We start from the raw sequence: 23767 nt of genomic DNA on the forward strand, positions 1-23767 counted from the left end.
CAGCGTACCGAACTTCGTGCTCGAGAGGCCCATGAACGCCTGGCGGCCGAACTCGCGGCTGTTCTGCCCCAACTGACCCGTGCCGACGTTAAAGCCGTTCTCGAGCTGGAAGATCGCGGCCAGGCCGTCGCCCAGATCTTCCTTGCCCTTCAGGCCCCAGCGGCTGCCCGACCAGGTGCCGCTCGTGAAGGTGTAGTTCGACCGGCCGACCAGCACCGCGGGCGTGCCCGCCTTGCCCGCCGTCTGCACGACGGCCTGATTGCTGGTGTAACCCAGACCGGCGTCGACGATACCGTACAGCGTCACGCTCCCCTGAGCGTGGGCTGCTGCACAAAACCCGTTAAGGGCTACCAGAGCGAAAAGTGATTTTTTCATCGTTGTTCTCGTGCTTCCAACCATTAAGAAATCGGTGCATGCCGACGCTGCTCACCCAGCGATGCACACGTGTGCAAAGGCGAGGAAAAAAAGGAGGCTTCGCGCTGCCAAGCCTCCATGTTCACCCCTGTACGCCCGGCACAGTGAGCGATTCGTTCTTTTGAATCTGCGCGCAGTATCAGGCGCTTCCGTGAATCGCCGATGACAGACACAAGGAAGTTGCAAGCCACTGCAACTGTGCCGGTGACCAATCTGGTGCACACGTGTGCGTTGCCACGCCCTTAACGGTCCTTGTCGTGCTCTTGCTGCAGCTTTTTCTGCGTGTTTGACCTGCGCGAGTCCCGCGTTTTGAGCAAGAATTGACAATTGAAAAATGAGGCGGCTATCCCGTACCGCAGCGAAAGCGAATCTGCGCTGGATGGCCCGGACGGCTGCGCGGCAGCGCCACCGGATCGGTTTTATCGCATGTTTATGCGCGCTGAGGGCATCGCTGTCACAGCACGGAAAAACAGTTCTGCGAATAATGTAGCTGCGGTACAGCGTCGCGCGCGTCCAATACCCAGGAGACCTCGTCGGACTGCCGACCGTCCAGGCCAACGAGCGAGCCGTCCGCGCGCCTCCTTTTCAACCTTCAGGCCGAAAACACCGATATGTCAAACAAGAACCCGCCCACATCCGATACCGCTTCCGATAGCAACCCCAACGCAGCCTCCCGCCCCGCCGATCCGCTCGCGGCCGTCTCGCGCCGCGGCTTCCTCAAGCTTGCCGGCGTGTCCGGACTGGCGACCGCAGCCGGTGGCCTCGCGGCCGTGAGCAAGGCGGCCACGAACAGCCCGGACGGTACACCCGAGCAGATTCACCTGACCTGGGGCAACGATCCGGCGAGCGAAGTGGTGGTGTCGTGGGCCTCGCTGGCGTCCGCCTCCAATCCGCGCGTGCAGTTCGGCAGCGCGGGCGAAGCGCAGCAGACCGTGCACGGCGTGCAACGCATCTATACGGACGGACTCAACGGCGCTACGGTGTTCACGTATCACGCGCGCCTGCGCGGCCTGACGCCCGGAAATACCTACCAGTACATCGTCACGGCCGACAACGACAGCAATGCCGCGCAGCCCTTTACCGCGAGTTTCCAGACCGCGCCGCGCGGCCGGGCGCCGTTTCGCTGGACCACCTACGGCGATCTCGCCACGCCCAATACCGAGTGGGTGCTCTCCTACCCGCAGAGCCGCTTTGCCGTGCAGGCCGTCGAGCGCTTCCAGCCGCTGTTCCATTTGCTGAACGGCGACCTCTGCTATGCGAACCTGAACCCGACGCACCAGCCGGACGTGTGGCGCGACTTCGGCAACAATAACCAGACCTCGGCGGCCAATCGTCCGTGGATGCCGTGTCCGGGCAACCACGAAATCGAGTTCAACAACGGCCCGCAAGGTCTTGCCTCGTACCTGACGCGCTACACGCTGCCGGAAAACGGCACGCATTTCTCCGGCCACTGGTACAGCTTCCGCGTGAGCTCGGTGCTGTTCATCTCGCTCGATGCCGACGATGTGGTCTATCAGGATGCCGCGGCGTTCGTGGCCGGCCCGAATCCGCTGGTGCCGGCAGCGAGCACCGGCCATGCGCCGATCGAACCCGGCACCTCGTTCTATGTGCGCGGCTATAGCCAGGGCATTCAAACCCGCTGGCTCGAGCAGACACTGCGCCGCGCCGCCGAAGATCACGAGATCGACTGGATCGTCGTGCAGATGCACCAGGATGCGCTGACCTCGTCGAAGACCGGTAACGGTTCGGACAAGGGGATTCGCGAGGCATGGCTGCCGCTGTTCGACCGCTACGGCGTCGACCTGGTGGTGTGCGGGCACGACCACGACTACGAGCGCAGCCATCCGGTGCGTGGCTGCAATCACAACGCCGGGGTGGACGCCACCACCGGCGCCGTCGTGGATACGCTGCAACCGCGTCCGGTGCCGCAGGCGGACCCGAACAGCACCACCTTCGACACCAGCCACGGCACCATCCATCTGATCCTCGGCGGCGGCGGCACCAGCGCGCCGCTCGATGTCTACGGCGAAGACACGGCGACCGGGTTGCCGCAGGCGAAGGTGTTCACCAAGCCCAACCGTCCGATTCCCGGTACGGCTGCGAACACGTTCGTGCGCAACCCGGCGGACGCACTCGAAGATGCAATCTGGTCAGCGCAGCGCGATACCGGCACGGGCTATGGCATTGCCGTGTTCGATCACGATCCGGGCGAGCATGGCGGTACGACGACGATCACGATGAACTACTATCACGCGCCGGGCGCGGATCAGACGCCTACGGCCAACTATGAGCTGTTCGAAACCATCACGCTGAGCAAGAAGCGGCGCGGCTAGGTGGTTTGCTGCGCACCGCACACTGTTGCGCGGTGCGCCTGCTTCAGACCGGTGTAATCAAAAGAAATAGGCGATTAGCAGTCCTTCTGTAATGACGCCGAGAAACGTACTGATCAGGATCGTTGCGGTCGCATTGGTCGTGTACGTATTGGTTTTGAGTGCAAACATCGCGGCTGCGGTGGCCGTCGGCACGGCGCCAGTAATCACGGCCTGATGCGCGGGCGCCCCCACTACACCGAACAGCACCGCGCCGAGCGCCATAAGCCCTGGCTGCAGGAAGTTCTTGATGCCCAGATTGACCAGCACGTTGGCGTTGATCACGAAGCGTTCGCCGTACAGCATGAGGCCGAGTGCGAACAGCGACGTGCCGCCGGCGGACTTCGCGATCAGATCGACCGAGGTGAGCACCGGCCCCGGCAGCGTGACGTGGCAAAAGCTGAGCACCATGCCGGAGACCGGCAGCCAGACAATCGGATTGAGCACGGCGCGCGCGAGACTCTGGCCGAAAATGCGCAAAATTTCCGGCCGGTTATTGCTGTTATTGCCGTTATTGCCCGCCTCGTCTGTGTCGCCGAGATGCGTGAGGATGATGGTCAGCGGCAGCATGAAGATGCTGGTTATCAGATTGCCGACCAGCACCGCCAGAAACCCTTCCGGCCCGAACACCGCAGCGAGGATCGGCGCGCCGAAATAGGCCATATCGGGAAACGCGCACACCAGCGCCTGCATGGTGGCTGTGCGCAGGTCATGCCGGAACACAAAGCGGCCGACCCCGAGCGCAATCAGATAGGTGCCCATCAAGCCCAGCGTCAGGCACAACGCAAAGCCCACGTTGTGCAGCTTTTCCGGCGAGGTTTTGACCGCGCCCTCAAACAGTGCGAACGGCAGCGCAAAGCGGATCACCAGCGTCGCCAGCACGCCGGCATCGTCATGCTTTAACAGGCCAATTCGGGCCGAGAGCCAGCCGAGCACGATAACAAACGCAATCGGCAACAAACCATTGAGAATGGTATCGAGCACAGCGAGCCTCCGTTCTTTTTTTCCGTCCGGCTTGACAGTCCGGCTTGATAGTCCGGTTTTGCGGTCAGTCTGCAGGGCCGCTCCAGAGGCCCACCATGAGCCGCTACACAGTCCGTGATACAGGCTGCGTGGGCCCCCGTTCGACTTATAGGTTGCTGCTCCCGCTACGGGTGTAAGGCACATAGTGCGGCGCCCAGACCTTGCTGCGGATCAGGCCATCGATCTGGTCTGTCTCGACCCCGTGGGTCAGTCCTTCCTTGTGTGCTTGCAGCGCCACGGCGAGCGCTACCGTGACCGATACCTCACGCAGCGAGGTGACCGGCGGCAGCAGATTCTTGCCGGGATCGCTGCGGGCCGGCGACGCTGCAGCAAGCGCCCTGGCGGCCGCCATGAACATCTGGTCGGTCACGCGCGTGGCCTTGACCGCGATAGCGCCGAGACCCACGCCGGGGAAGATATAAGAGTTGTTGGTCTGGTCCACCTTGAACTTGACGCCATTGCGTTCGAGCGGCGCAAACGGACTGCCCGTGCCGATGACCGCCCTGCCCTCGCTCCAGGTTTGCAGATCGATCGGCGTCGCTTCAGCGCGCGAAGTGGGATTGGAGAGCGGGAAGATCACGGGACGCTGATTGTGCGCGGCCATCGCCCGCACCACCGGTTCGGAGAAGGCCCCTGCCTGCCCCGACACGCCGATCAACACCGTGGGCTTCGCGTTGCGCACCACGTCGAGCAGCGCAACCCGGTCCGGATGATCGAGCGTCCAGCCGGCGAGCGCCGCTTTGTCCTGCAGAAACGGTTGCTGGAACGACGCAATGCCGTCCATCCCTTCGACCAGCAAGCCATCGCGATCGACCATGAAAAAGCGTTTGGCGGCTTCGCCATCGGGCAGGCCGGCATCGGTCATCGCCTTACGGATCAAACTCGCAATGCCGCAGCCTGCGGAACCCGCGCCCATCACGGCAATGCGCTGCTCGGTAAGCGGCACGCCGGTGACATTGATCGCCGACAGGAGCGTGCCGGTCGCCACCGCCGCGGTGCCCTGCACATCGTCATTGAAGGTGCACAGCCGGTCGCGATAACGTTCGAGCATGCGCGTCGCGTTGTTCTTGGCGAAGTCTTCCCATTGCAACAGGACGTGCGGCCAGCGCTTTGCGACCGCGCTCACGAAGGCCTCGATAAAGTCGTCGTACTCGTCGCCGCGCACGCGTTCGTGACGCCAGCCAATATAGAGCGGATCGTTCAGGCAATCGGGATTGTCCGTGCCGACATCGAGCATGATCGGCAAGGTTGTCGCAGGGTGAAGGCCGCCGCAACCTGTGTAGAGCGCAAGCTTGCCGATCGGAATGCCCATGCCGCCCGCCCCCTGATCGCCGAGACCGAGAATGCGCTCGCCATCGGTCACCACGATGGCCTCGACCTGATCGAAACGCGGGTGCGCCAAAATTGCCTCGATGCGCTTCTTGTGCGGCAGGCTCAGAAACAGGCCGCGCGGTTTGCGGAACAAGCGGCTGAATTGCTGACAACCGGCACCAACCGTCGGCGTGTAGACGATGGGCAGCAACTCCTCGAGGTTCTGCACCAGCAAAGCGAAAAACAGCGTCTCGTTGGTGTCCTGCAAATCGCGCAGAAAGGCGTAGCGCTCAAGGTCTGTCGCAAAGCTGCGCAACGCCTGAAGGCGGCGCGACACCTGCTCCTCGAGCGTGCCGATAGTCGGCGGCAGGAGTCCGTGCAGATCGAACGCGTCGCGCTCCGATTCGCTGAACGCGGTACCCTTGTTCAGCAGCGGGTCGGCCAGCAATTCATAACCGGAACGCGAAGTTTCGAGGGACGCGGAGGCCGCCTCGTTCGTCGATACCGTGGGCATGGCAAATCTCCTCAAAAGCGTTGGGGATCATCGACGACGCTCTATCGACGGGGCATGCACGGTTGCATCGTCAGATTGCTTCTAGTCACGAGGTCGCGATGGGACGCACTCGCAGTGCAAGCTGAATGACCGTAATCAGTCTAGGTGGCAAAATCGCTGGCGTCTGCCTATTTCATTCAAAAAGCACGATGCCATACGAGCGGTGCCGCGCTCGGCGTCGCACCGGTCCGCGCGCAGCCGCACAGCCGCTACTGCCTGGATCAAGACGTCCGTGAGCGCTCCAGCGGCATCGCGAAAGCGTAGCCGTTCTTGCCGCTACGTTTAACCTGATACATCGTCTCGTCCGCTGCGGCGAGCAAATGCCGGTAGTCCTCGATAGGTCGCGGAAAGCTTGCGATGCCAATGCTGGCACTGACAAAGCCAATCCCCATCTGCTCGCCTGTCCCGGTAACACAGGCGATCAGACGCTCCGCAATCGTCCCTAGTTCAGCCTCCATGGAAAAGCCGCGCACCAGCACGGCAAACTCGTCACCGCCGATTCGTGCCACGATATCAGCCGGGCGAATCGACTCGCGAAAGCGCCGCGCTGCGGCAATCAGGAATTCATCGCCGATGCGGTGACCGAGCGAGTCATTGACCTGTTTGAAGCCATCCAGATCGATATAAAGAACGGCGAGCGTGTGCGCAAGTGGATCATCCGGCGCTGCAGCCGAGGTTTGCGCAAGCATGGCAAACAATTGCCGCCGGTTCGGCAGCCCCGTCAGCGCGTCGTGCGTTGCGGCGAACTCGAAGCGCTGCGACTCGCGCGCCAGTTGGCGCGTGCGCTTCGCGTACATGCCGAGCGCAGTGACCAAGGCGCTGAAGATCAGCGCAGACAAAACCATCAGCGTTCTTGCGACGTGCGAGATCCGGGTATGAAGATCGGCGCCAACGAGGTCGCGCTGCGCGCGCCAATACGCCGCCTCCGAGCGCAGCAACGCATCCGTATCGTCGAAATTGGCGTCGGGCGACAGTGCGCGCTGCGGGATGCGAGGCGCCGCTGCGGGATCCGCGTTCACCAGCGCCGCGACGGACGCGAGCCGGGAGGCGAGAGCGATACGGGCGTGTCGATAGTCCTGCGGCTCCGCGGCGCTATCGCCGGTAAGCGGCTGCCGTGCGCCGGCCAGATCGCGGGCGCTTTCCGCACGACCGATCGCGTCGAGAACCAGCCCCGTATATTCCTGCTTCAACTGATCCGAGAAGATCGCCTTGATCTGCAACGCGAGAACAAGGAGTCCGGCTAGCAGACACAGCAGTGCAACCCCGGCCAGCGCAGCCGGCCCCCAACCGAAGCGCACCGTAAAGGCAGGCTTGCGCGCGCCATGCACTGAGCGATGCTGCTCAGGAGTGGGCGTAGATATCCCGCTGGCTTCCATTGCCACGCTGCCGGTAGCTCACGCGATGAAAAAACGATCCCATGCGTGCGAACAGGCCGCTATTCGGCTTGACGCGCGGCGCCGCACGGTGGCGCGTCTGCTTCTCGCTACAACTCACCGTAGCGGGTTGTGCGGTGCTCGATGGGGGCGCGACTGAAGCTCGCGGAGCAACACCGGTTGACTCGGGCTGGGGCGGCGAAGCCGATGGGCCCGGATCTGCATCGGCAGCCTCGGCAAGCGTGGCTGGGGGTTCCGCAGGCGGCGCGGCCAGAGCCACATGACCCGACCACGCGCTTTGTGGCGCCGGCGCGGTGGCTGGGCCGGCCGACAGCGTCGGTTGCTCCGGCACGACGGCTACGCCAGCCGAGACCGTCTGCTGCGCCACGGCCATGGCCTTCGCGTAGGTTCGCTGATCCTGATCGAACCAGACACCATACGCGACCGTCGCCGCGACCCCGAGGGTCAGCGCGCTCGTCGACGCAGCCCAAAGCGCCAGGCGTCCAAACCGCGCAGGCGGTGCGGCGGACCCGGGCTCAATTGCTGGATCGAAGTCTTGACTGAAGTCTTGCGCCGAATCCCTCTGCGGGGTGTCCGCGGGATGGTCCGCGTCGTTACCCGCGCCCGATTCCGGCGGTTCGGTATGCTTGGCCATGGCGATATACTCCGAACCCGATCGTTGGCATCGCGACAGATGGTGTTCTGACGAGCGCGCAACATTCGTACTGTAGCCCCTCAGCGGATGAAATTCATCCACTCAGCGGTGATCAGTCAGAGAGCAGTTAGCGTGCCCACGAGTGCAAGCAGCCAGATCGATGAGGGGCCAGAAAAACAAAAAGCCGTTGAATCCAGGTAGATTCAACGGCTATTCGAGCAATCTGGCGGAGCGGACGGGACTCGAACCCGCGACCCCCGGCGTGACAGGCCGGTATTCTAACCAACTGAACTACCGCTCCAGATTTTTGCACCGTTAGCTTGCGAGCGTTGGTTACTCTCACAAGTTGCATCGTCTCATACTGCTTACCGAGCGATACCGATGTCTTTGGCGTCCCCTAGGGGATTCGAACCCCTGTACTCACCGTGAAAGGGTGATGTCCTAGGCCTCTAGACGAAGGGGACAACGTACGCTTACACCTTTAATTAAAAAGCCCGTTCAAGTTCCGATGAACGGGCTTTGTCTGGCGGAGTGGACGGGACTCGAACCCGCGACCCCCGGCGTGACAGGCCGGTATTCTAACCGACTGAACTACCACTCCAGTCTTTACATCCCAGCTTGCGAGCGTCGGTTATTTCTCTGCAAGCCGCACCACTTTACTGCTTCTTTCGAACACTAAAGCGACGCTGATGTTTGGCGTCCCCTAGGGGATTCGAACCCCTGTACTCACCGTGAAAGGGTGATGTCCTAGGCCTCTAGACGAAGGGGACATAATCTTTTCAGATCTGTCTTTATCTTGCTGCTAACTGGCGTTAAGTTGCTCACTTAGTCCGTTTCGTTATCAGCGAAGACCAATATTCTAACTACTTTGTTACTGCTTGTGAAGTCTTTTTTGCTACAAGATCCAAACTTCGGAAAAGACTTCATCTACTTCGTTCTGCTCTGATGGTGGAGGTAAGCGGGATCGAACCGCTGACCTCTTGCATGCCATGCAAGCGCTCTCCCAGCTGAGCTATACCCCCCTTGCAGAACAGAAACGAGATTCTAGAGTGCAAATCGCGCCTTGTAAATACCCTTTGAGTGATTACATGCGACTTTTTTTAAGAGCCGCATGAATCCCCCTCAAGGCGCCTCTCGCGGCGCTCAGCCAAGCGCCTTTTCGAGACGGCTCACCACCACGTCACGACCGAACAACATCAACACCGCGTCGATAGACGGCGTGTGCGTCGTGCCCGCCACCAGCAGGCGCACAGGCATCGCCAGTTGCGGCATCTTCAGCTTGTGCGCGGCAAGCGTGGCCTTCAACGCGGCCGAGATGCTTTCCTTGGTCCACTCCGCGCTCTTCAGCGCAGCCGCGAGTTCGGCAATGGCCGGGCGTACCGTATCGGTCACGTGCTGCGCGAGCGACTCGGCATCCGGCGCGGGCGTGCGGTAGAACATCGCGGCATTCTCGGCGATCTCCTTGACCGTCGACGCACGATCCTTCAACAAGCCCACTACCGCGACCAGATCCGCACCCTGCTCGAGCGCTGCGGCGTCGATCTCAAGCTCGGCGAAGAACGGCCGCGCCAGTTCGGCGAGGCGTGCGTTGTCCGCTTCCTTGATGTAGTGCGCGTTCAGCCACGTGAGCTTGTCGTGGTCGTACTGAGCCGGCGACTTGCCGAGATGCTCGAGGTCGAACCATTCCACAAACTGTTCGCGCGAGAAAATTTCCGCGTCGCCATGCGACCAGCCCAGACGCGCGAGGTAGTTGAGCACCGCTTCCGGCAGAAAGCCAGCATCGCGATAGCCCATCACACTCATCGCGCCATGACGCTTGCTCATCTTTTCGCCCTGCTCGTTGAGCACGGTCGGCAAGTGCGCGTACACCGGCGGCTCGACGCCGAGCGCGCGCAGGATGTTGATCTGGCGCGGCGTGTTGTTCACGTGGTCGTCGCCGCGAATCACGTGGGTGATGCGCATGTCGATATCGTCGACGACCACGCAGAAGTTGTAGGTCGGCGTGCCGTCCGGACGCGCGATCACCAGATCGTCGAGCTCTTCGTTCGAGATCTCGATACGGCCCTTCACGGCGTCGTCCCATGCCACCACGCCGGTCAGCGGGTTGCGAAAGCGCATGACCGGTTGCACGCCGGCCGGCGGCGTCGGCAGCACCTTGCCCGGTTCCGGACGCCACGTGCCGTCATAACGCGGCTTTTCGCCAGCGAGGCGTTGACGTTCGCGCAGCGCGTCGAGTTCTTCGCTCGACATGTAGCACGGATACACGAGCCCCTGCCCTTCCATCTGCTTGAGCACTTCGCGATAACGGTCCATGCGCTGCATCTGGTAGAACGGACCTTCGTCGTAATCGAGGCCGAGCCACGCCATGCCTTCGAGGATCGCGTCGACGGACTGGGACGTGGAACGTTCGACGTCGGTATCCTCGATCCGCAGCACGAAAGTGCCCTTCATCTTGCGCGCGAAAGCCCACGGGTACAGCGCAGAACGGATGTTGCCGAGATGGATGAAGCCAGTGGGACTCGGTGCGAAACGGGTGCGAACGGAGGTGGTCATAAACGGTTACTCGGAAGACGGGCGCCGGCGCGTGGCAGTGAAACGCCAGCAAGCGCGGCAGCGGAACGCGTCCATGCGGCAACAGGCGTTGCGCATGAAAGCGAATGAAAAATGCAAGAGCCGAATTATACCTGCCGACGGCCCTTTCCCGAGCCCTGCCAGCCTTGCCGGCCTGGGCGCGTGCGGTGCGGCGCGCCCAGGCACACCTTGGGGTACTTTAAGCGCTTTAGGTGCCTTGAAGCACCTACGCGAGCCATCTGTAACGTTTCCTCACTTGCGCCGCGCGCGAACCAGGCTTTGATTTATGATGTGCGCGCGCCGTGTTTCAGGTATATCCACGGCGCATTGCGATCGCCGTCGGCGATCCTGTTCGCTTGAAACGCGGCCATCCGGTGAGCCTCACGGGAACCGGCGCCGTTGCTGGAGAAATCGTTGACACAGTCCACCCCACGCCTGTCCCGCCGCAGCTTTTCGCTTGCCGCGGCCTCCGCTGTCCTGACCGCCTGCACGACCACCGGCAGCCAGCCGGACAACGCGTCGCGGCCGGCCAATAGCGCGGCGACCACACCGCCCGTCACGTCCGCCACGCCGCCGCTCGACAAGCCGCAGCGGCCGATTCGCGTCGGCCTCGCGCTCGGCGGCGGCGCCGCGCGCGGCTTCGCGCATATCGGCGTCATCAAGGCGCTCGAGGCACGCAATATCCAGGTCGACCTGATCGCCGGCACCAGTGCCGGCTCGGTGGTCGGCGCGCTCTACGCCTCCGGCATGAACGGCTTTGCGCTCAACAAGCTCGCCCTGAACATGGACGAAGCGTCGATCAGCGACTGGGCCATGCCGTTTCGCACACGCGGCTTCCTGCAGGGTGTGGCGCTGCAGAACTACCTGAATACGACGCTGAACAATCGCCCGATCGAAAAGATGGCCAAGCCGCTCGGCGTGGTCGCCACGGATCTGAATAGCGGCCAGCCGATCCTGTTCCAGCGCGGCAACACGGGCGTCGCGGTGCGCGCCTCGTGCAGCGTGCCGTCGATCTTCGAACCGGTGAAGATTGGCGGTCACGAATATGTCGACGGCGGTCTGGTGAGCCCGGTGCCGGCGTCGTTCGCCCGCAAGATGGGCGCGGACTTCGTGATCGCCGTGGATATCTCGCAGCGCCCCGAAGCGGGCACCACCTCGAGCTCGTTCGATGTGCTGCTGCAGACCTTCACGATCATGGGTCAGACCATCAAGTCGTACGAGCTCGACAAGTACGCGGACGTCGTGATCCGGCCGAATCTGGTGGCCATGAGCGGTAGCGACTTCTCGCAGCGCAATGCGGCAATCCTCGCCGGTGAAGAAGCTGCGGCGAAGATCATGCCGGAGTTGCAACGCAAGCTGGCGGCAAGCCGCGTCGCGGTGTAACCGGGTTTCACCGGGCTACGCCCGAACTGCGCCAGGTGGCGCTGCGGGCGCCACTTCCGGCACCCCGGACGAAAAAAAGCCTGCTTCGCAAGAAGCAGGCTTTTTTGTCTACCGAGTCTTTGTGTGGCTGAGCGGACGCTTAATTGGTGGGCGCACCAATCGCAGCGTTGACACGCTGCTTCAGATCCTGCGAGCCCTGGTACGAGGTCTCGATACGGCGTGCGCCGGTGAAACGCTTTTCCCAGTAGCCATCGTCCAGATCGTCGACACGGATCGTGCTGCCGGTGGACGGCGAATGCACGAACTTGTTGTCGCCGATATAGATGCCAACGTGCGAGAACGTGCGGCGCATGGTATTGAAGAACACCAGATCGCCCGGCTTCAGGTTGCTCATGCTGACCTTCTCGCCAACCCGGCTCATTTCTTCCGCGCGGCGCGGCAGGGCCATGCCGAGGGTGTCCTGGAACACGTAGCGCACAAAGCCGCTGCAATCGAGGCCCGAGTCAGGCGTGTTGCCGCCCCAACGGTAACGCACGCCAATCATATTGAGCGCGCCGACCACGACATCGCCCGCTTTGCCAGCCATGCCGGACAAAAACGAACGCGCGCTGCCGCCATTATCGGCTGCTGCGTCAGGCGTTTGCGAAGTGGGAGCGGACAACGGAGTCGACCCGTCCTGGGTCGAAAATGAAGCATTCTGATTCAAACTGCTTACTTCGTCGGCAAACGCGCCGGGAGCTGCTGCCATCAGTACGCCAATGAACATCCCGGCGACGACGCGCGTGCAAGCCTGGGTTAAGTTTCGGTGCTGCATTGGTCGGTAGTTTTTGCCTAAAAATCAGTGGGATACGGAAAAAAGTTTGGTCGATACTAGCTAGTAAGTATTCGTGTGTCAAAACAAATAGAAAAATACAATCGAGACACGCACCCAATTGGTGAAAATCAGTCCACGAGCGAGGCTTTCAGCAGCTTTCGAGTGTAAGGATGGGCGGGTGTCGCAAAAATCTGCTCAACCTCGCCGCTTTCCACGATCGAACCGTCCTGCATGACCGCCACCCGGTGCGCCATGGCCCCGATCACTGCGAGGTCATGGCTGATAAACACGTAGCCGAGGTTGTACTTGCGTTGCAACCCGGCCAGCAACTTGAGCACTTGCTGCTGGATCGAGACGTCGAGCGCACTGGTCGGCTCGTCAAGGATCAGGACCCGCGGCTCGAGCACCAGCGCCCGCGCAATTGCAATGCGCTGCCGCTGTCCGCCGGAGAATTCGTGCGGATAACGGTACAGCACCGTGCGGTCGAGCCCGACCTCGCGCAACACCGCGATCACCTTGTCGTGCCGGGCTGCGGCATCCAGTTCCGGGCGATGCAGCGCGAGCCCCTCGCCCACGATCCGCTCGATCGTCTGACGCGGTGAAAGCGAACTGAACGGATCCTGAAAGACGACCTGCATGTTCGAGCGCAATACCGTCTGTTCATGCCCCCGATAACTCGCGAGCGCCCTGCCCTGAAATTCGATCTCGCCGTGTGCCGTGCGCTGCAGGCCGAGCAGCGCCATGGCCAGCGTCGATTTACCCGAACCCGATTCGCCGACGATGCCGAGCGTCTCACCTTGCCGCACCGAGACGCTCGCATCCGCGACCGCGCGGAAGCGTCCCGAGCGGAACCAGCCGCGCAAGCTCGGCAGTTTCGTCTTGAATTCGACCGAGACATCGCGCGCTTCGAGCAGCACCGGCGAGATCGGCAGCACTGGCACGACGGTGCGCTCAGGACGGCTTTGCAGCAGACGTTGCGTGTAGGGATGCTGCGGCGATGAGAAGATCTTCTCGACCGGCCCGCTCTCGACCAGCACGCCGCGCTCCATCACTGCGATACGTTGCGCGAAGCGACGCACGAGGTTCAGATCGTGCGTGATCAAGAGCACCGCCATGCCGCGCCTGGCCGCTTCGTCGCGTTGCAGTTCGAGCAGCAGTTCGACGATCTGCGCGCGAATGGTCACGTCGAGCGCGGTGGTCGGCTCGTCGGCCAGCAAGAGACGCGGACGGCAAGCGAGCGCCATGGCGATCATCGCGCGCTGCCGCTGGCCGCCCGAGAGTTGATGCGGATAGCTATTGACGCGTTTGCCGGGCTCCGTGATGCCGGTGCGCGCGAGCAAGGCCACTGCACGCTTCTTCGCTTCCTTGGCGGGCACGCCGTCGTGGATGACGATGGTCTCCGCGATCTGCTCGCCCACTGTGTAGAGCGGATTGAGCGCCGTCATCGGCTCCTGGAAGATCATCGCGATAGCGGAGCCGCGCAGGCCGCGCATCTCGCGCTCGCTCTTCACGAGCAGATCTTCGCCGTCGAAACGGATCGCCCCGCTCACCTCGGCGTCGCTCAACAGGCGCAGGATCGACAGCGCGGTGACGCTCTTGCCCGATCCCGATTCGCCGACCAGCGCGACCCGCTCGCCACGTTCGATCGCAAGCGTGACGTCCTTCACCGCGACGGTGTCGCCGAACGTCACATGCAGACGATCGAGTTCCAGCAACGGCCCTGCCGCCATTTGCATTGCCTGCTCGCTCACTGGTTGCCTCCGGCGCGCATTGCATCGGAGATGCGGGTGTCGAGCGCATTGCGCAGCGCATCGCCCATGAACGTCAACAGCAGCAGCATCGCCACCAGCACGCCGAAGGTGAACAACGAAATCCACCAGGCGTCGAGATTGTCCTTGCCCTGCGCGAGCAGTTCGCCAAGGCTCGGCGTAGGCGACGGCACACCGAGGCCGAGAAAGTCGAGGCTCGTCAGCGACAGGATCGCACCGCTCATGCGGAACGGCAGGAACGTGATGACCGGCGTGAGACTGTTGGGCAGCACGTGGCGCCACATGATCTGCCAGTTAGACAGGCCCATTGCTCGCGCCGCCCGCACGTAGTCCTGGGTGCGATTGCGCAGGAACTCGGCGCGCACGTAGTCGGACAAGCCGATCCAGCCGAACAGCGAGAGCAGCACGATCAGCAGGATGAAGCCGGGTTCGAAGATCGAGGCGAAGATGATCAGCAGGTAGAGCTCCGGCAACGCGCTCCAGATTTCGATCAAGCGCTGGCCGATAATGTCGGTCTTACCGCCGAAGAAGCCCTGCACCGCACCGGCAAAAATACCGAACACCGTGCCGATCAGCGTCAGCACCAGCGCGAACTCGACCGAGACACGAAAGCCGTAGACGAGCCGCGCCAGCAGATCGCGGCCGCGGTCGTCGGTACCGAGCAGATTGTCGCGCGAAGGCGGCGCCGGATTGGGCGCTTTCGAGAAGTAGTTGAGCGTGTCGTAGTAGTACGGATTCGGCGGATAGAGTGCGAAGTTGCCCGGCTTGCTGAAACGGTCGCGAACGTAGGGATCGAGGTAATCGGCCTGGGTCGGGAAATCGCCGCCGAAGGTGATCTCCGAATAGGTCTTGAACAACGGGAAATACAGATGCCCGTCGTAGCGCACGACGACCGGCTTGTCGTTCGACCACAGCGGCGCGGCGAGACTCGCCGCGAACGCGACGACGAACACGATCAGACTCCAGTAGCCGAGGCGCTGCTTGCGAAAACGCTGCCAGACGCGGCGCGCGGGCGACGGCGAGATAAACGCGCGGACGGGCTCGGTGCGCGGCGCCAGATCGGCTCGGGTACGGGCTCGACTCAAGTCAGCGCTCCAGTTGTTCGAATTGAATGCGGGGATCGACCCAGACGTAGCACAGGTCGGAGATCAGCTTGGTGGCGAGGCCGATCAGCGTGAACAGATACAGCGTGCCGAGCACCACTGGATAGTCGCGCTGCATCACCGACTGATACGACAGCAGGCCAAGCCCGTCGAGCGAGAACAGCGTCTCGATCAGCAGGCTACCGGTAAAGAAAGCGCCGATAAACGCCCCCGGAAAACCAACGATCAACGGCAGCGAGGCGTTGCGGAACACATGCTTCCACAACACGCGGCGTTCGGAGAGCCCTTTGGCGCGCGCGGTCAGTACGTACTGCTTGCGGATCTCGTCGAGGAAGGCGTTCTTGGTGAGCATGGTGATCACCGCGAAGCTGCCCACCACGGAGGCGAGAATCGGCAGGGTGATGTGCCACAGATAGTCGAGGATCTTCGCGCCAAGACTCAATTGAGCCCAGTTGTCGGAAGTGAGGCCACGCAGCGGGAACAACTGCAGGAACGAGCCGCCGCCGAACAGTACGAGCAGCAGCACGCCGAGCACGAAACCCGGAATCGCATAACCGATCAGCACGATCAGGCTGGTGACGACATCGAAATGCGAGCCGTTGCGGATCGCCTTGGCGATGCCGAGCGGCACCGAGATCAGGTAAGTGAGCAGGAAGGTCCACACGCCGATGCTGATCGACACCGGCAGCTTGGAGACCACCAGCGACCACACGCTTTGATGGCGAAAATAGCTTTGTCCAAGATCGAAGGTCGCGAAGCGCTTAAGCATCAGCCCATAGCGTTCGAGCGGCGGCTTGTCGAAGCCGTACAGCGCCTTGAGTTGCGCAATCTGCTGGGCGTCGACGCCGGTATGCGCGCGCAGTCCGAAGGGCGCGCCGTTCTCGGAGCCCTTGCGCAACTCATGCACCATCTGCTCGACCGGGCCACCGGGTACGAACTGGATCACGGCGAAGGTCAGCGTCAACACCCCGAGAATGGTCGGGATCATCAACAGCAGGCGTTTGAGGATATAGCTCCACATGGCGGCGTTTCCGGTGCTCGGACGAAAGGCGTTGAAATGGCGGCCGTGAGCCGCAGCGAAACGTCAGGGCTTGACAGCAGCCTCGGGCGTGAACCACCAGGACGACGGGATCCAGTCATTCGGTGAATAGTACAGCGGCAACGTCCTGGGCCACGCCATGCCGCGCCTGAACGCCACCCGCCATACCGAGCTGTACCACTGCGGGATCACATAATAGCCATGCATCAGCACCCGGTCGAGCGCCCGGGATGCGTCGGTGAGCTGCTCAAGCGTTTGCGCCTGCACCAGTGCGCGCAGGATCGCATCGATGGCCGGCGACTTGATACCGCCCATATTGCTGGAACCCGGCACGTCGGCCGACTTGCTGCCGAACTGTTCCAACTGGTCGGTGCCGGGTACCTGCTCGTCGGGAAACTTGATGATCGTTGCGTCGAACTCGAACGCGTCGAGACGCTTCTGATACACCGCAAAATCCGTCGTACGGTAGTTCAACGTGATCCCGAGCTTGGCCAGATTGCGTTGGTACGTCGCCATGATCGGCGGCCACAGGGCGGCGCCAGAGGAGTCGTCGAGCATTTCGAACTCGAACTTCTCGCCCTTCGCATTGCGCAGCGCGCCGTCGCGATACACCCAGCCAGCTTCGGCGAGCAGCGCCCGCGCCTGCAAAAGGTTGGCGCGCAGCGAACCGGGCGGATCGGAGTCGGGCTGCTTCGGTATCGGGCCGAACACCGCCGGATCGAGTTCCTTGCGCCAGGGGTTCAACAACGCCAGTTCGCCCGCGTCAGGCGTACCGGTTGCCTGCCACTGGGTATTCACGAAATAGCTGTCGATCCTCTGGTACTGGTTGTAGAACAGTTGCCGGTTGAGCCACTGGAAGTCCAGCGCCAGGTCGAGGGCCTTGCGCACGCGCACATCCTGGAACAGCGGCCGGCGCAGGTTCAGAACGAAGCCTTGCATGCCGTTGCCGTTGTGCTGCGGAAACTCGCGCTTGATCAATTCGCCGTTGTCGTACGGCTTGCCGACATCGCGCCGTACCCAGTTGCGCGCCACCATTTCCACCATCGCGTCGTACTCGCCCGCCTTGAACGCCTCGCGGCGCGCGGTATCGTCGGCATATAGCTTGTAGGTGATGCGGTCGAAGTTGTTGGTGCCCACCCGCACCGGCAAGGCCGCGCCCCAGTAGTTCGGATCGCGCCGGAACGTAATGGTGCGGCCGTTGCTATAGCTCTCGATCAGATACGGGCCGCTGCCGATCGGCTTTTCGAAGGTAAGCTGGTCGAACGGAATGCGCGTGCCATCGGGCTTCACGCCCCACTTGTGCGAAAAGATCGGAATGCCCGCCGCCAGCAACGGCAACTCGCGGTTGCGCTGGCGGAATTCAAAACGGATGGTCTGCGGATCGACCACAACCGCACGTGTGATGTCGGCAAAGTACGAGGCATAAGCAGGCGCGGCCCGCGGACTCTTGAGCGTGTCGAGCGAGAACTTGACGTCCGCGGCGGTCACCGGATCGCCGTTCGAAAAGCGCGCGTGCGGGTTGATGTGGAACGTGGTCGACAGTCCATCCGACGCGACACGGATGTCGTCGGCCAACAGGCCGTATACGGTGGCGACCTCGTCGGAACTACCCGTGGCAAGCGTCTCGAACAAAAAGCCCATGCCCGGGGCCGCGTTGCCGCGCAGGGTAAACGGGTTGAATTTGTCGAAGCTGGTTTGCCGGTCCGGATTAGCCAGCACCAGCGTGCCGCCCTTGGGCGCGTCCGGGTTGACGTAGTCGAAGTGCTTGAAATCCGCCGGATACTTCGGCTCGCCGTACTGCGCGATCGCATAGGACGCGCGCGCCGGCTGCGCCGTCAGCAAAGCCGCCGTGGCCCCGGACAGGATCAGTGCCAACGCCGCTATGCCACTTGTTGCACCCTGCAGACAGACGCGCGAGACTGCTTTTGTCATGGAGCGCCAGCTTGCGCCATGCTGTTGAACCCGTCGCGTGCCAGTTGTCATAAGGGCCTAATAGGTCAGTGGGCGGTTGCAATGTGAGAGAATTCTACCTAAATATCCCGCGCGATCCCGCACATCTGAGTTCGCGGCGCGTTGACTTCATTAGGAGAATTCATGGGCTTCCTCGCTGGTAAACGAATCTTGCTGACCGGTTTGCTGTCGAACCGTTCGATCGCATACGGCATTGCGCAGGCTTGCAAGCGCGAAGGCGCAGAACTGGCGTTCACGTATGTCGGCGACCGTTTCAAGGACCGCATCACCGAGTTCGCAACCGAATTCGGCAGCGATCTGGTCTTCCCGTGCGACGTGGCAGACGACGCGCAGATCGAAGCGCTCTTCACCTCGCTGAAGGAACGCTGGGACAGCCTCGACGGCCTCGTCCACTCCATCGGCTTTGCACCGCGTGAAGCGATTGCCGGCGATTTCCTCGACGGCATGACGCGCGAAAACTTCCGCATCGCGCACGATATTTCGGCCTACAGCTTCCCGGCGCTCGCCAAGGCGGCCCTGCCGATGCTGTCGCCGGACGCAGCGCTGCTGACCTTGAGCTACCTCGGCGCCGAACGCGCGATTCCGAACTACAACACCATGGGTCTCGCCAAGGCCTCGCTCGAAGCGAGCGTGCGTTACCTGGCGGTGTCGCTCGGCGCCAAGGGCGTGCGCGTCAACGGCATCTCCGCCGGACCGATCAAGACGCTGGCGGCAAGCGGCATCAAGGGTTTCGGCAAGATTCTCGATTTCGTCGAAGGCAATGCGCCGCTCAAGCGCAATGTGACGATCGAACAGGTCGGCAATTCGGCGGCGTTCCTGCTGTCGGATCTGGCGGCCGGCGTGACGGCGGAAATTCTGCACGTCGATAGCGGCTTCAACTCGGTGGTCGGCGGCATGGCTGCGGTCGCGGAGTAAGCGGGCGCGTCGGACGCAGCCCCCTCCTCTGCGGCGGGTGTTTTGCGCATGCAACAAAAAACCGCCTCGAGGGGCGGTTTTTAGCTTCTAGCGCCTGGAAACAGGCGCTATCGAGCTTTAATTCCAGTGGCCGTGGTCGTGATAGCCGCCACCATGGTAGCCATAGCCACCCGGCGGGTGATGGCGATACCATTCGTCACGCCCCCAGTAGCGACGGCCGTCCCAGTAGCGGTCACCGTGCCAGCCGATCACGATCGTCGGACCGCCGTAATACACCGGCGCCGGTGCGTAGACGACAGGCGGCGGAGGCGGAGGCGGTGCGTAGACAGGTGCCGGAGCGACGTAAACCGGCGCAGGGATACCGATATTGACGCCCACGCTCACGCCGGCCATTGCTGCACCTGACGCACCCAGCGCGAGAACCCCGATCAGAAGCGGAACAAGACGAGCGGACTTCATGGAATTCACCTTTTTAACAAGTGTGTGTTGTTGGCTGGAATATAGCGCAAGGCGATGATCCGCGTATTTCAAGTTTGTAAGAAGTGATGCGCAACGTCGCACTCTGAAGCGCTACGTTACGTCTGGTTACAAGGGACGAGGTTTCGGTGAAAAGCGGGTGTGGGGGTAACACATGCGGTGGGGATTTTGGGGGTGAGATCCCGCGTGAGTTGAGTCAAGTTCAGTACTGGTTCTGCAAACGCAAGGGACTCGCTTGGGACGCGCGGCGCATTGATTCGGCATCCAAAGCATATTCTGAATTTTCCAGAACATGGTCTCTTTGAGCAGTGACGTGCGAGCGACCCGCCTTCCCCGCTCAGCCCTTCTGCCCTGCCGATATAGCCCAGTCCACCCTGCTTGCTGCAACCGGCACGGGCCGATCTGGCCCGCTGCCAATGCCGATACGCTTGCCTTAGCGTATTACCTTGCCGGAATTCGTCGCGCGCGGGGTCGCCGGGCAGAGAAACGGCGTTAAGCAAGAAATTGGAACCAGAAAAAACAAAACCCCAAGAGACCGCGATCTCTTGGGGTTCCGCCGCCATTGCTGGCGGAGACGGAGGGATTCGAACCCTCGATCCAGGTTTTGGCCCAGATGCTCCCTTAGCAGGGGAGTGCCTTCGACCTCTCGGCCACGTCTCCCAAACTTTCTGTCGCACAGGGAGTCAGTGCGACGAAGCCAAGATGATAGCGGCCCGAACTGCGAAGGTCAATGTCTTCGGCACATTTTTTGTGCCAGATTTGTCATCAACGACGCAATTTTTTCATATTGGCCGCCATGAATGCACGAAGCAACGCGTAAAGCACGAACGGGACGCTCTTGTACGCCCCGCTTTTCAAAGCAAATTACGCTTGATCGAGTTCGAACGCCTTATGCAGCGCGCGCACGGCGAGCTCCATATACTTCTCGTCGATCAGCACCGAGATCTTGATTTCCGAAGTGGAGATCATCTGGATGTTGATGCCCTCTTCCGACAGCGTGCGGAACATCGTGCTCGCGATACCGACGTGCGAACGCATGCCGACGCCGACCACCGAGACCTTCGACACCTTCGGGTCTCCCAGCACCTGCTCGGCCTTCACATGGTCCTTCACCTGGCCGGTGAGAATGTCCATGGCGCGCTGATAGTCGCCGCGACCCACCGTGAACGTGAAGGCCGTCTTGCCCTCGACGCTCTGGTTCTGGATGATCATGTCGACGTCGATATTCGCATCCGCCACCGGTCCGAGGATCTGGTAGGCGATGCCCGGCTTGTCGGGTACACCCATCACGGCGATACGTGCTTCGTCGCGCTGAAACGCGATGCCCGAGATGACTGCTTTTTCCATGGTCTCGTCTTCTTCAAAAGTAATCAGGGTGCCCGAGGTCATTTCGGCTTCGAGCGGGATCAGCGGATCGGTCAGGCTCGACAACACGCGCGTCTTCACCTGATATTTGCCGGCGAATTCCACCGAGCGGATCTGCAACACCTTCGAACCCAGGCTTGCCATCTCCAGCATTTCTTCGAACGTCACGCAATCGAGCCGGCGTGCTTCTTCGACCACGCGCGGGTCGGTGGTATAGACCCCGTCCACGTCCGTATAGATCAGGCACTCATCCGCCTTCAGCGCGGCAGCCACGGCGACCGCCGAGGTGTCCGAACCGCCGCGGCCGAGCGTGGTGATATGGCCTTCCGGGTCGACGCCCTGGAAGCCGGTAATTACCACTACCTTGCCTGCTTCGAGATCGCGCATCACGCGCTCGCCGTCGATCTCGTTAATACGTGCTTTGGTGAACGCGCTGTCGGTTTTGATCGGCACTTGCCAACCGGCGTAACTGACCGCGTCCACGCCCGCTTCCTGCAGCGCAATGGCGAGCAGGCCCGAGCTGACCTGCTCGCCGGTGGCGGCAATCATGTCGAGTTCGCGTGGGCTCGGCTGGGCCGAAATGTCTTTTGCGAGGCCGAGCAAGCGATTCGTTTCGCCGGACATCGCCGAGGGCACCACGACCATCTTGTGACCGGCCTTGTGCCATTTCGCGACGCGCTTCGCGACGTTCTTGATGCGCTCGACCGAGCCCATCGAAGTACCGCCGTATTTATGTACGATGAGTGCCATTGTCGTTCTGAACTGGAGAAGTAACCGCGCTGCCGCGCTGGAGACGACCGCACCAAAGCACAAGAGCTCAACGTTTCAGGAACGACGGCGAAGTGTAAAGGGTGGCGGCGTAGATGCAGCGCACGTGCAGCACGCGCGGATTTGCCCGCGAGGAATCGCCAAAGGCCGCTGGCTGGCGGCTCCCCGGTGGCTTTTGGTCGCCGGGAAACACAGAAAACGGCCGGAAAACAGCAAAAGCACATCAAAATGACGGCAATAGCGGCTTCGGGCAAACAAGTTAACGTACCCGATCAGGCGCAAAAAGACAAGCCAAAATCCCGGCCAAAATCCCAACATCAGGTGTTGCAAAGGCTTGTGCGCAAAGGAGTTGCGCCCTCGTTCGAGGTGTCGCAGGCCGGCCTGCCGCGGCGGGCTGGGATTGCGCGGCGAGTGCCCGACCGGTCGGTCAGGCGATCAGGAGATCCTCGCGCCAGTCAATCCGCACATATCCCCTGCCCGCCTCTGAAGCGCCGGCGTCGCCCTGCGCAAGCCACGCCGCCCGGTTCACGCCGACGAGCGGCACGAACAGGAGCGTGTCGCCGGCGAACAGCAGCGGCACGTCGCGTTTCCACGCCGGCACGCCCTGCTCCTGGAAAAGATTCTTGAGCGTTCGGCTCGCGCCCTGTGCGCTCGTGCGCATGCGCTCGCCGCCGCTGCGCGAGCGGGCCGTGAGCGGCGCCGCCGTGAGGAGCGCGGCCGGCACGGCCGCCGGGTCGTCCGCGGACGTTTCGGCAAACACAAAGGTGCCGCGCCATTGCGGCAGACGCCAGATCGATTCGCCCTGCCAGGCAAGTTGCGCGACTGCGCGCGCCACCAGCGCAGTTTCGTCGCCAGGCTCGGCGCTGTCGCCGGCCTCCCAGTAGATTTGCCCGCGATAACTGCGCAGCGCCTGACCGGCGTGATCGGCGCGCAGGCTGTGCGCCGCGCCGACTGCGCGCAGTTGCCGCAGCGCGTCGCTCAAACGCGCCGTCGATGCCGCCGGCAAGCTAAGCGAGCGCATCCAGAAACGCAGCAGGTTCAGCGCGCGTTCGTCGTCGAGTGCGAGCAACGCGTCGTGTGCAAGCGCGCGGCCTTCATCGCGAGCGGCAGACGCCATGTCGAGGCGCGCCAGTTCATCGAGCAGGCGCTGCGCCGACGCGGCATGGCCCGCAGTGCGCGCAAGAGCATCGCGATAGCCCGGAAAATGCACGGCCAGCGCCGGCAGCACGTCATGGCGCAACGCATTGCGCGCGTAACGGGTGTCGGCATTCGATTCGTCGTCGACCCACGCGAGCGAGTGCGCCGCCGCGTATTGCTCAAGTTGCGCGCGCAACAAATGCAGAAGCGGCCGCACGCGCGTCACACTGGCGCCCGCCGGCATGGACTCGAAGGCCATCGCGGCAAGCCCCGCTACCCCTGCTCCACGCAGCAATTGCAACAGAACCGTTTCGGCCTGATCGTCGGCATGCTGCGCGAGCCACAACGTTGCCGCGCCGTGCTGCGCGCAGAGCGCGTCGAGCGCGCAGTAGCGGGCCTCACGCGCAGCCGCTTCGACGCTCACGCCGGGGTCGCGCGCCACTTCGACGCGCTCAGCCGCAAATGCCACGCCGCGCTCGTGCGCAAACGCCTCGCAATGCGCGAGCCACTGGTCTGCGTGAGGACTGAGGCCATGGTGGACATGCAGCGCCACGCACCGCGACGCTCCGGCCACACGAACCACGGCGTCGAGCAATACGCTGGAGTCGATGCCGCCGCTGAACGCCACCGCAATCCGTGCGCCGCCAGGCTGCGCGGGCAGCCCGGAAAACGCCACGCCGACCGCCTCGAGAACGAGGCGGTCGGCGGGAGAGTCAGCGGTGTGAGTCACAGTGACGAGGCGCGCTGCGCCCTGCAG

17 protein-coding genes and 6 tRNA genes are annotated in these 23767 nt (G+C 62.5%); 3 read left to right on the forward strand and 20 right to left on the reverse strand.

The window, feature by feature from the left end; all coding sequences use genetic code 11:
• A partial coding sequence (locus tag BLQ92_RS14870; RefSeq protein ID WP_143016580.1) for a porin occupies positions 1-375 on the reverse strand: 375 nt, incomplete at its 3' end.
• A gap of 650 nt (positions 376-1025) precedes the next feature.
• On the opposite strand from BLQ92_RS14870, the gene BLQ92_RS14875 reads away from it, so the two are divergent.
• Positions 1026-2747, forward strand: coding sequence for a purple acid phosphatase family protein (locus BLQ92_RS14875; RefSeq protein ID WP_090685296.1), 1722 nt, complete (start codon positions 1026-1028; stop codon positions 2745-2747).
• A 57-nt stretch (positions 2748-2804) separates the two neighbouring features.
• Here BLQ92_RS14875 and BLQ92_RS14880 read toward each other — a convergent pair whose 3' ends face one another.
• The 10 genes from BLQ92_RS14880 to gltX form a co-directional block, all read right to left on the reverse strand.
• Positions 2805-3767, reverse strand: a complete 963-nt coding sequence (locus tag BLQ92_RS14880; RefSeq protein WP_090685297.1) for an AEC family transporter — start codon at positions 3765-3767, stop codon at positions 2805-2807.
• A 145-nt stretch (positions 3768-3912) separates the two neighbouring features.
• The gene (locus tag BLQ92_RS14885) at positions 3913-5631 is read right to left on the reverse strand and encodes an NAD-dependent malic enzyme (RefSeq protein WP_090685299.1); all 1719 of its coding nucleotides are present in this window, start codon (positions 5629-5631) and stop codon (positions 3913-3915) included.
• A gap of 260 nt (positions 5632-5891) precedes the next feature.
• Complete coding sequence (locus tag BLQ92_RS14890; protein WP_244896646.1) at positions 5892-7052, reverse strand: diguanylate cyclase domain-containing protein; 1161 nt, start codon at positions 7050-7052, stop codon at positions 5892-5894.
• A complete protein-coding gene (locus tag BLQ92_RS14895; protein ID WP_090685301.1) occupies positions 7012-7698 on the reverse strand; it encodes a hypothetical protein in 687 nt (228 codons plus the stop codon). The genes BLQ92_RS14890 and BLQ92_RS14895 overlap by 41 nt, the downstream gene beginning before the upstream one ends.
• Positions 7699-7922: 224 nt before the next feature.
• Positions 7923-7999: transfer RNA gene (locus tag BLQ92_RS14900), tRNA-Asp, on the reverse strand.
• 87 nt (positions 8000-8086) lie between these two features.
• Positions 8087-8162: transfer RNA gene (locus BLQ92_RS14905), tRNA-Glu, on the reverse strand.
• A gap of 60 nt (positions 8163-8222) precedes the next feature.
• Positions 8223-8299: transfer RNA gene (locus BLQ92_RS14910), tRNA-Asp, on the reverse strand.
• A gap of 93 nt (positions 8300-8392) precedes the next feature.
• A tRNA-Glu gene (locus BLQ92_RS14915) sits at positions 8393-8468 on the reverse strand.
• Between the two features lie 176 nt (positions 8469-8644).
• Positions 8645-8720, reverse strand: a tRNA-Ala gene (locus tag BLQ92_RS14920).
• A 121-nt stretch (positions 8721-8841) separates the two neighbouring features.
• Positions 8842-10251: a glutamate--tRNA ligase gene (gene gltX, locus BLQ92_RS14925; RefSeq protein WP_090685302.1), complete on the reverse strand. Its 1410-nt coding sequence runs from the start codon at positions 10249-10251 to the stop codon at positions 8842-8844.
• 432 nt (positions 10252-10683) lie between these two features.
• Here gltX and BLQ92_RS14930 point away from each other — a divergent pair, with 432 nt between their 5' ends.
• Positions 10684-11652, forward strand: coding sequence for a patatin-like phospholipase family protein (locus BLQ92_RS14930; RefSeq protein ID WP_090685304.1), 969 nt, complete (start codon positions 10684-10686; stop codon positions 11650-11652).
• A gap of 139 nt (positions 11653-11791) precedes the next feature.
• Here BLQ92_RS14930 and BLQ92_RS14935 read toward each other — a convergent pair whose 3' ends face one another.
• From BLQ92_RS14935 to BLQ92_RS14955, 5 genes are all read right to left on the reverse strand, one after another.
• The gene (locus BLQ92_RS14935) at positions 11792-12466 is read right to left on the reverse strand and encodes a C40 family peptidase (protein WP_090685305.1); all 675 of its coding nucleotides are present in this window, start codon (positions 12464-12466) and stop codon (positions 11792-11794) included.
• Between the two features lie 128 nt (positions 12467-12594).
• The gene (locus tag BLQ92_RS14940) at positions 12595-14202 is read right to left on the reverse strand and encodes an ABC transporter ATP-binding protein (RefSeq protein WP_090685658.1); all 1608 of its coding nucleotides are present in this window, start codon (positions 14200-14202) and stop codon (positions 12595-12597) included.
• A gap of 11 nt (positions 14203-14213) precedes the next feature.
• Positions 14214-15320 (reverse strand): ABC transporter permease, encoded by a 1107-nt coding sequence (locus BLQ92_RS14945; RefSeq protein ID WP_090685307.1) that lies wholly within the window; start codon positions 15318-15320, stop codon positions 14214-14216.
• A 1-nt stretch (position 15321) separates the two neighbouring features.
• On the reverse strand, positions 15322-16359 hold the full coding sequence (locus BLQ92_RS14950; protein WP_090685309.1) for a microcin C ABC transporter permease YejB: 1038 nt from the start codon (positions 16357-16359) through the stop codon (positions 15322-15324).
• A gap of 63 nt (positions 16360-16422) precedes the next feature.
• Complete coding sequence (locus BLQ92_RS14955; protein WP_244106295.1) at positions 16423-18309, reverse strand: extracellular solute-binding protein; 1887 nt, start codon at positions 18307-18309, stop codon at positions 16423-16425.
• Between the two features lie 162 nt (positions 18310-18471).
• Here BLQ92_RS14955 and fabI point away from each other — a divergent pair, with 162 nt between their 5' ends.
• Positions 18472-19263 carry an enoyl-ACP reductase FabI gene (gene fabI / locus BLQ92_RS14960; protein ID WP_090685312.1) on the forward strand — a complete coding sequence of 264 codons (792 nt, stop codon included), beginning with the start codon at positions 18472-18474 and terminating at the stop codon, positions 19261-19263.
• 117 nt (positions 19264-19380) lie between these two features.
• On the opposite strand, the gene BLQ92_RS14965 is transcribed toward fabI, so the two are convergent.
• From BLQ92_RS14965 to tilS, 4 genes are all read right to left on the reverse strand, one after another.
• A complete protein-coding gene (locus BLQ92_RS14965; protein WP_090685314.1) occupies positions 19381-19722 on the reverse strand; it encodes a hypothetical protein in 342 nt (113 codons plus the stop codon).
• 584 nt (positions 19723-20306) lie between these two features.
• Positions 20307-20400, reverse strand: a tRNA-Ser gene (locus tag BLQ92_RS14975).
• Positions 20401-20604: 204 nt separating this feature from the next.
• Positions 20605-21855 (reverse strand): aspartate kinase, encoded by a 1251-nt coding sequence (locus tag BLQ92_RS14980; protein WP_090685316.1) that lies wholly within the window; start codon positions 21853-21855, stop codon positions 20605-20607.
• 445 nt (positions 21856-22300) lie between these two features.
• Complete coding sequence (gene tilS / locus BLQ92_RS14985; protein ID WP_090685317.1) at positions 22301-23740, reverse strand: tRNA lysidine(34) synthetase TilS; 1440 nt, start codon at positions 23738-23740, stop codon at positions 22301-22303.
• Positions 23741-23767 lie beyond the last annotated feature (27 nt).

This window comes from Paraburkholderia phenazinium (assembly GCF_900100735.1).
In the GTDB taxonomy this organism is placed as follows: Bacteria; Pseudomonadota; Gammaproteobacteria; order Burkholderiales; family Burkholderiaceae; genus Paraburkholderia; species Paraburkholderia phenazinia.

What these genes read in the sequence shown, in the direction of transcription:
- BLQ92_RS14955 (WP_244106295.1), bottom strand. Translation starts at nt 18,309, where the DNA reads ATGACAAAAGCAGTCTCGCGCGTCTGTCTGCAGGGTGCAACAAGTGGC.
- BLQ92_RS14895 (WP_090685301.1), bottom strand. Translation starts at nt 7,698, where the DNA reads ATGGCCAAGCATACCGAACCGCCGGAATCGGGCGCGGGTAACGACGCG.
- BLQ92_RS14885 (WP_090685299.1), bottom strand. Translation starts at nt 5,631, where the DNA reads ATGCCCACGGTATCGACGAACGAGGCGGCCTCCGCGTCCCTCGAAACT.
- BLQ92_RS14980 (WP_090685316.1), bottom strand. Translation starts at nt 21,855, where the DNA reads ATGGCACTCATCGTACATAAATACGGCGGTACTTCGATGGGCTCGGTC.
- gltX (WP_090685302.1), bottom strand. Translation starts at nt 10,251, where the DNA reads ATGACCACCTCCGTTCGCACCCGTTTCGCACCGAGTCCCACTGGCTTC.
- BLQ92_RS14940 (WP_090685658.1), bottom strand. Translation starts at nt 14,202, where the DNA reads ATGCAAATGGCGGCAGGGCCGTTGCTGGAACTCGATCGTCTGCATGTG.
- BLQ92_RS14875 (WP_090685296.1), top strand. Translation starts at nt 1,026, where the DNA reads ATGTCAAACAAGAACCCGCCCACATCCGATACCGCTTCCGATAGCAAC.
- BLQ92_RS14965 (WP_090685314.1), bottom strand. Translation starts at nt 19,722, where the DNA reads ATGAAGTCCGCTCGTCTTGTTCCGCTTCTGATCGGGGTTCTCGCGCTG.
- fabI (WP_090685312.1), top strand. Translation starts at nt 18,472, where the DNA reads ATGGGCTTCCTCGCTGGTAAACGAATCTTGCTGACCGGTTTGCTGTCG.
- BLQ92_RS14950 (WP_090685309.1), bottom strand. Translation starts at nt 16,359, where the DNA reads ATGTGGAGCTATATCCTCAAACGCCTGCTGTTGATGATCCCGACCATT.
- BLQ92_RS14935 (WP_090685305.1), bottom strand. Translation starts at nt 12,466, where the DNA reads ATGCAGCACCGAAACTTAACCCAGGCTTGCACGCGCGTCGTCGCCGGG.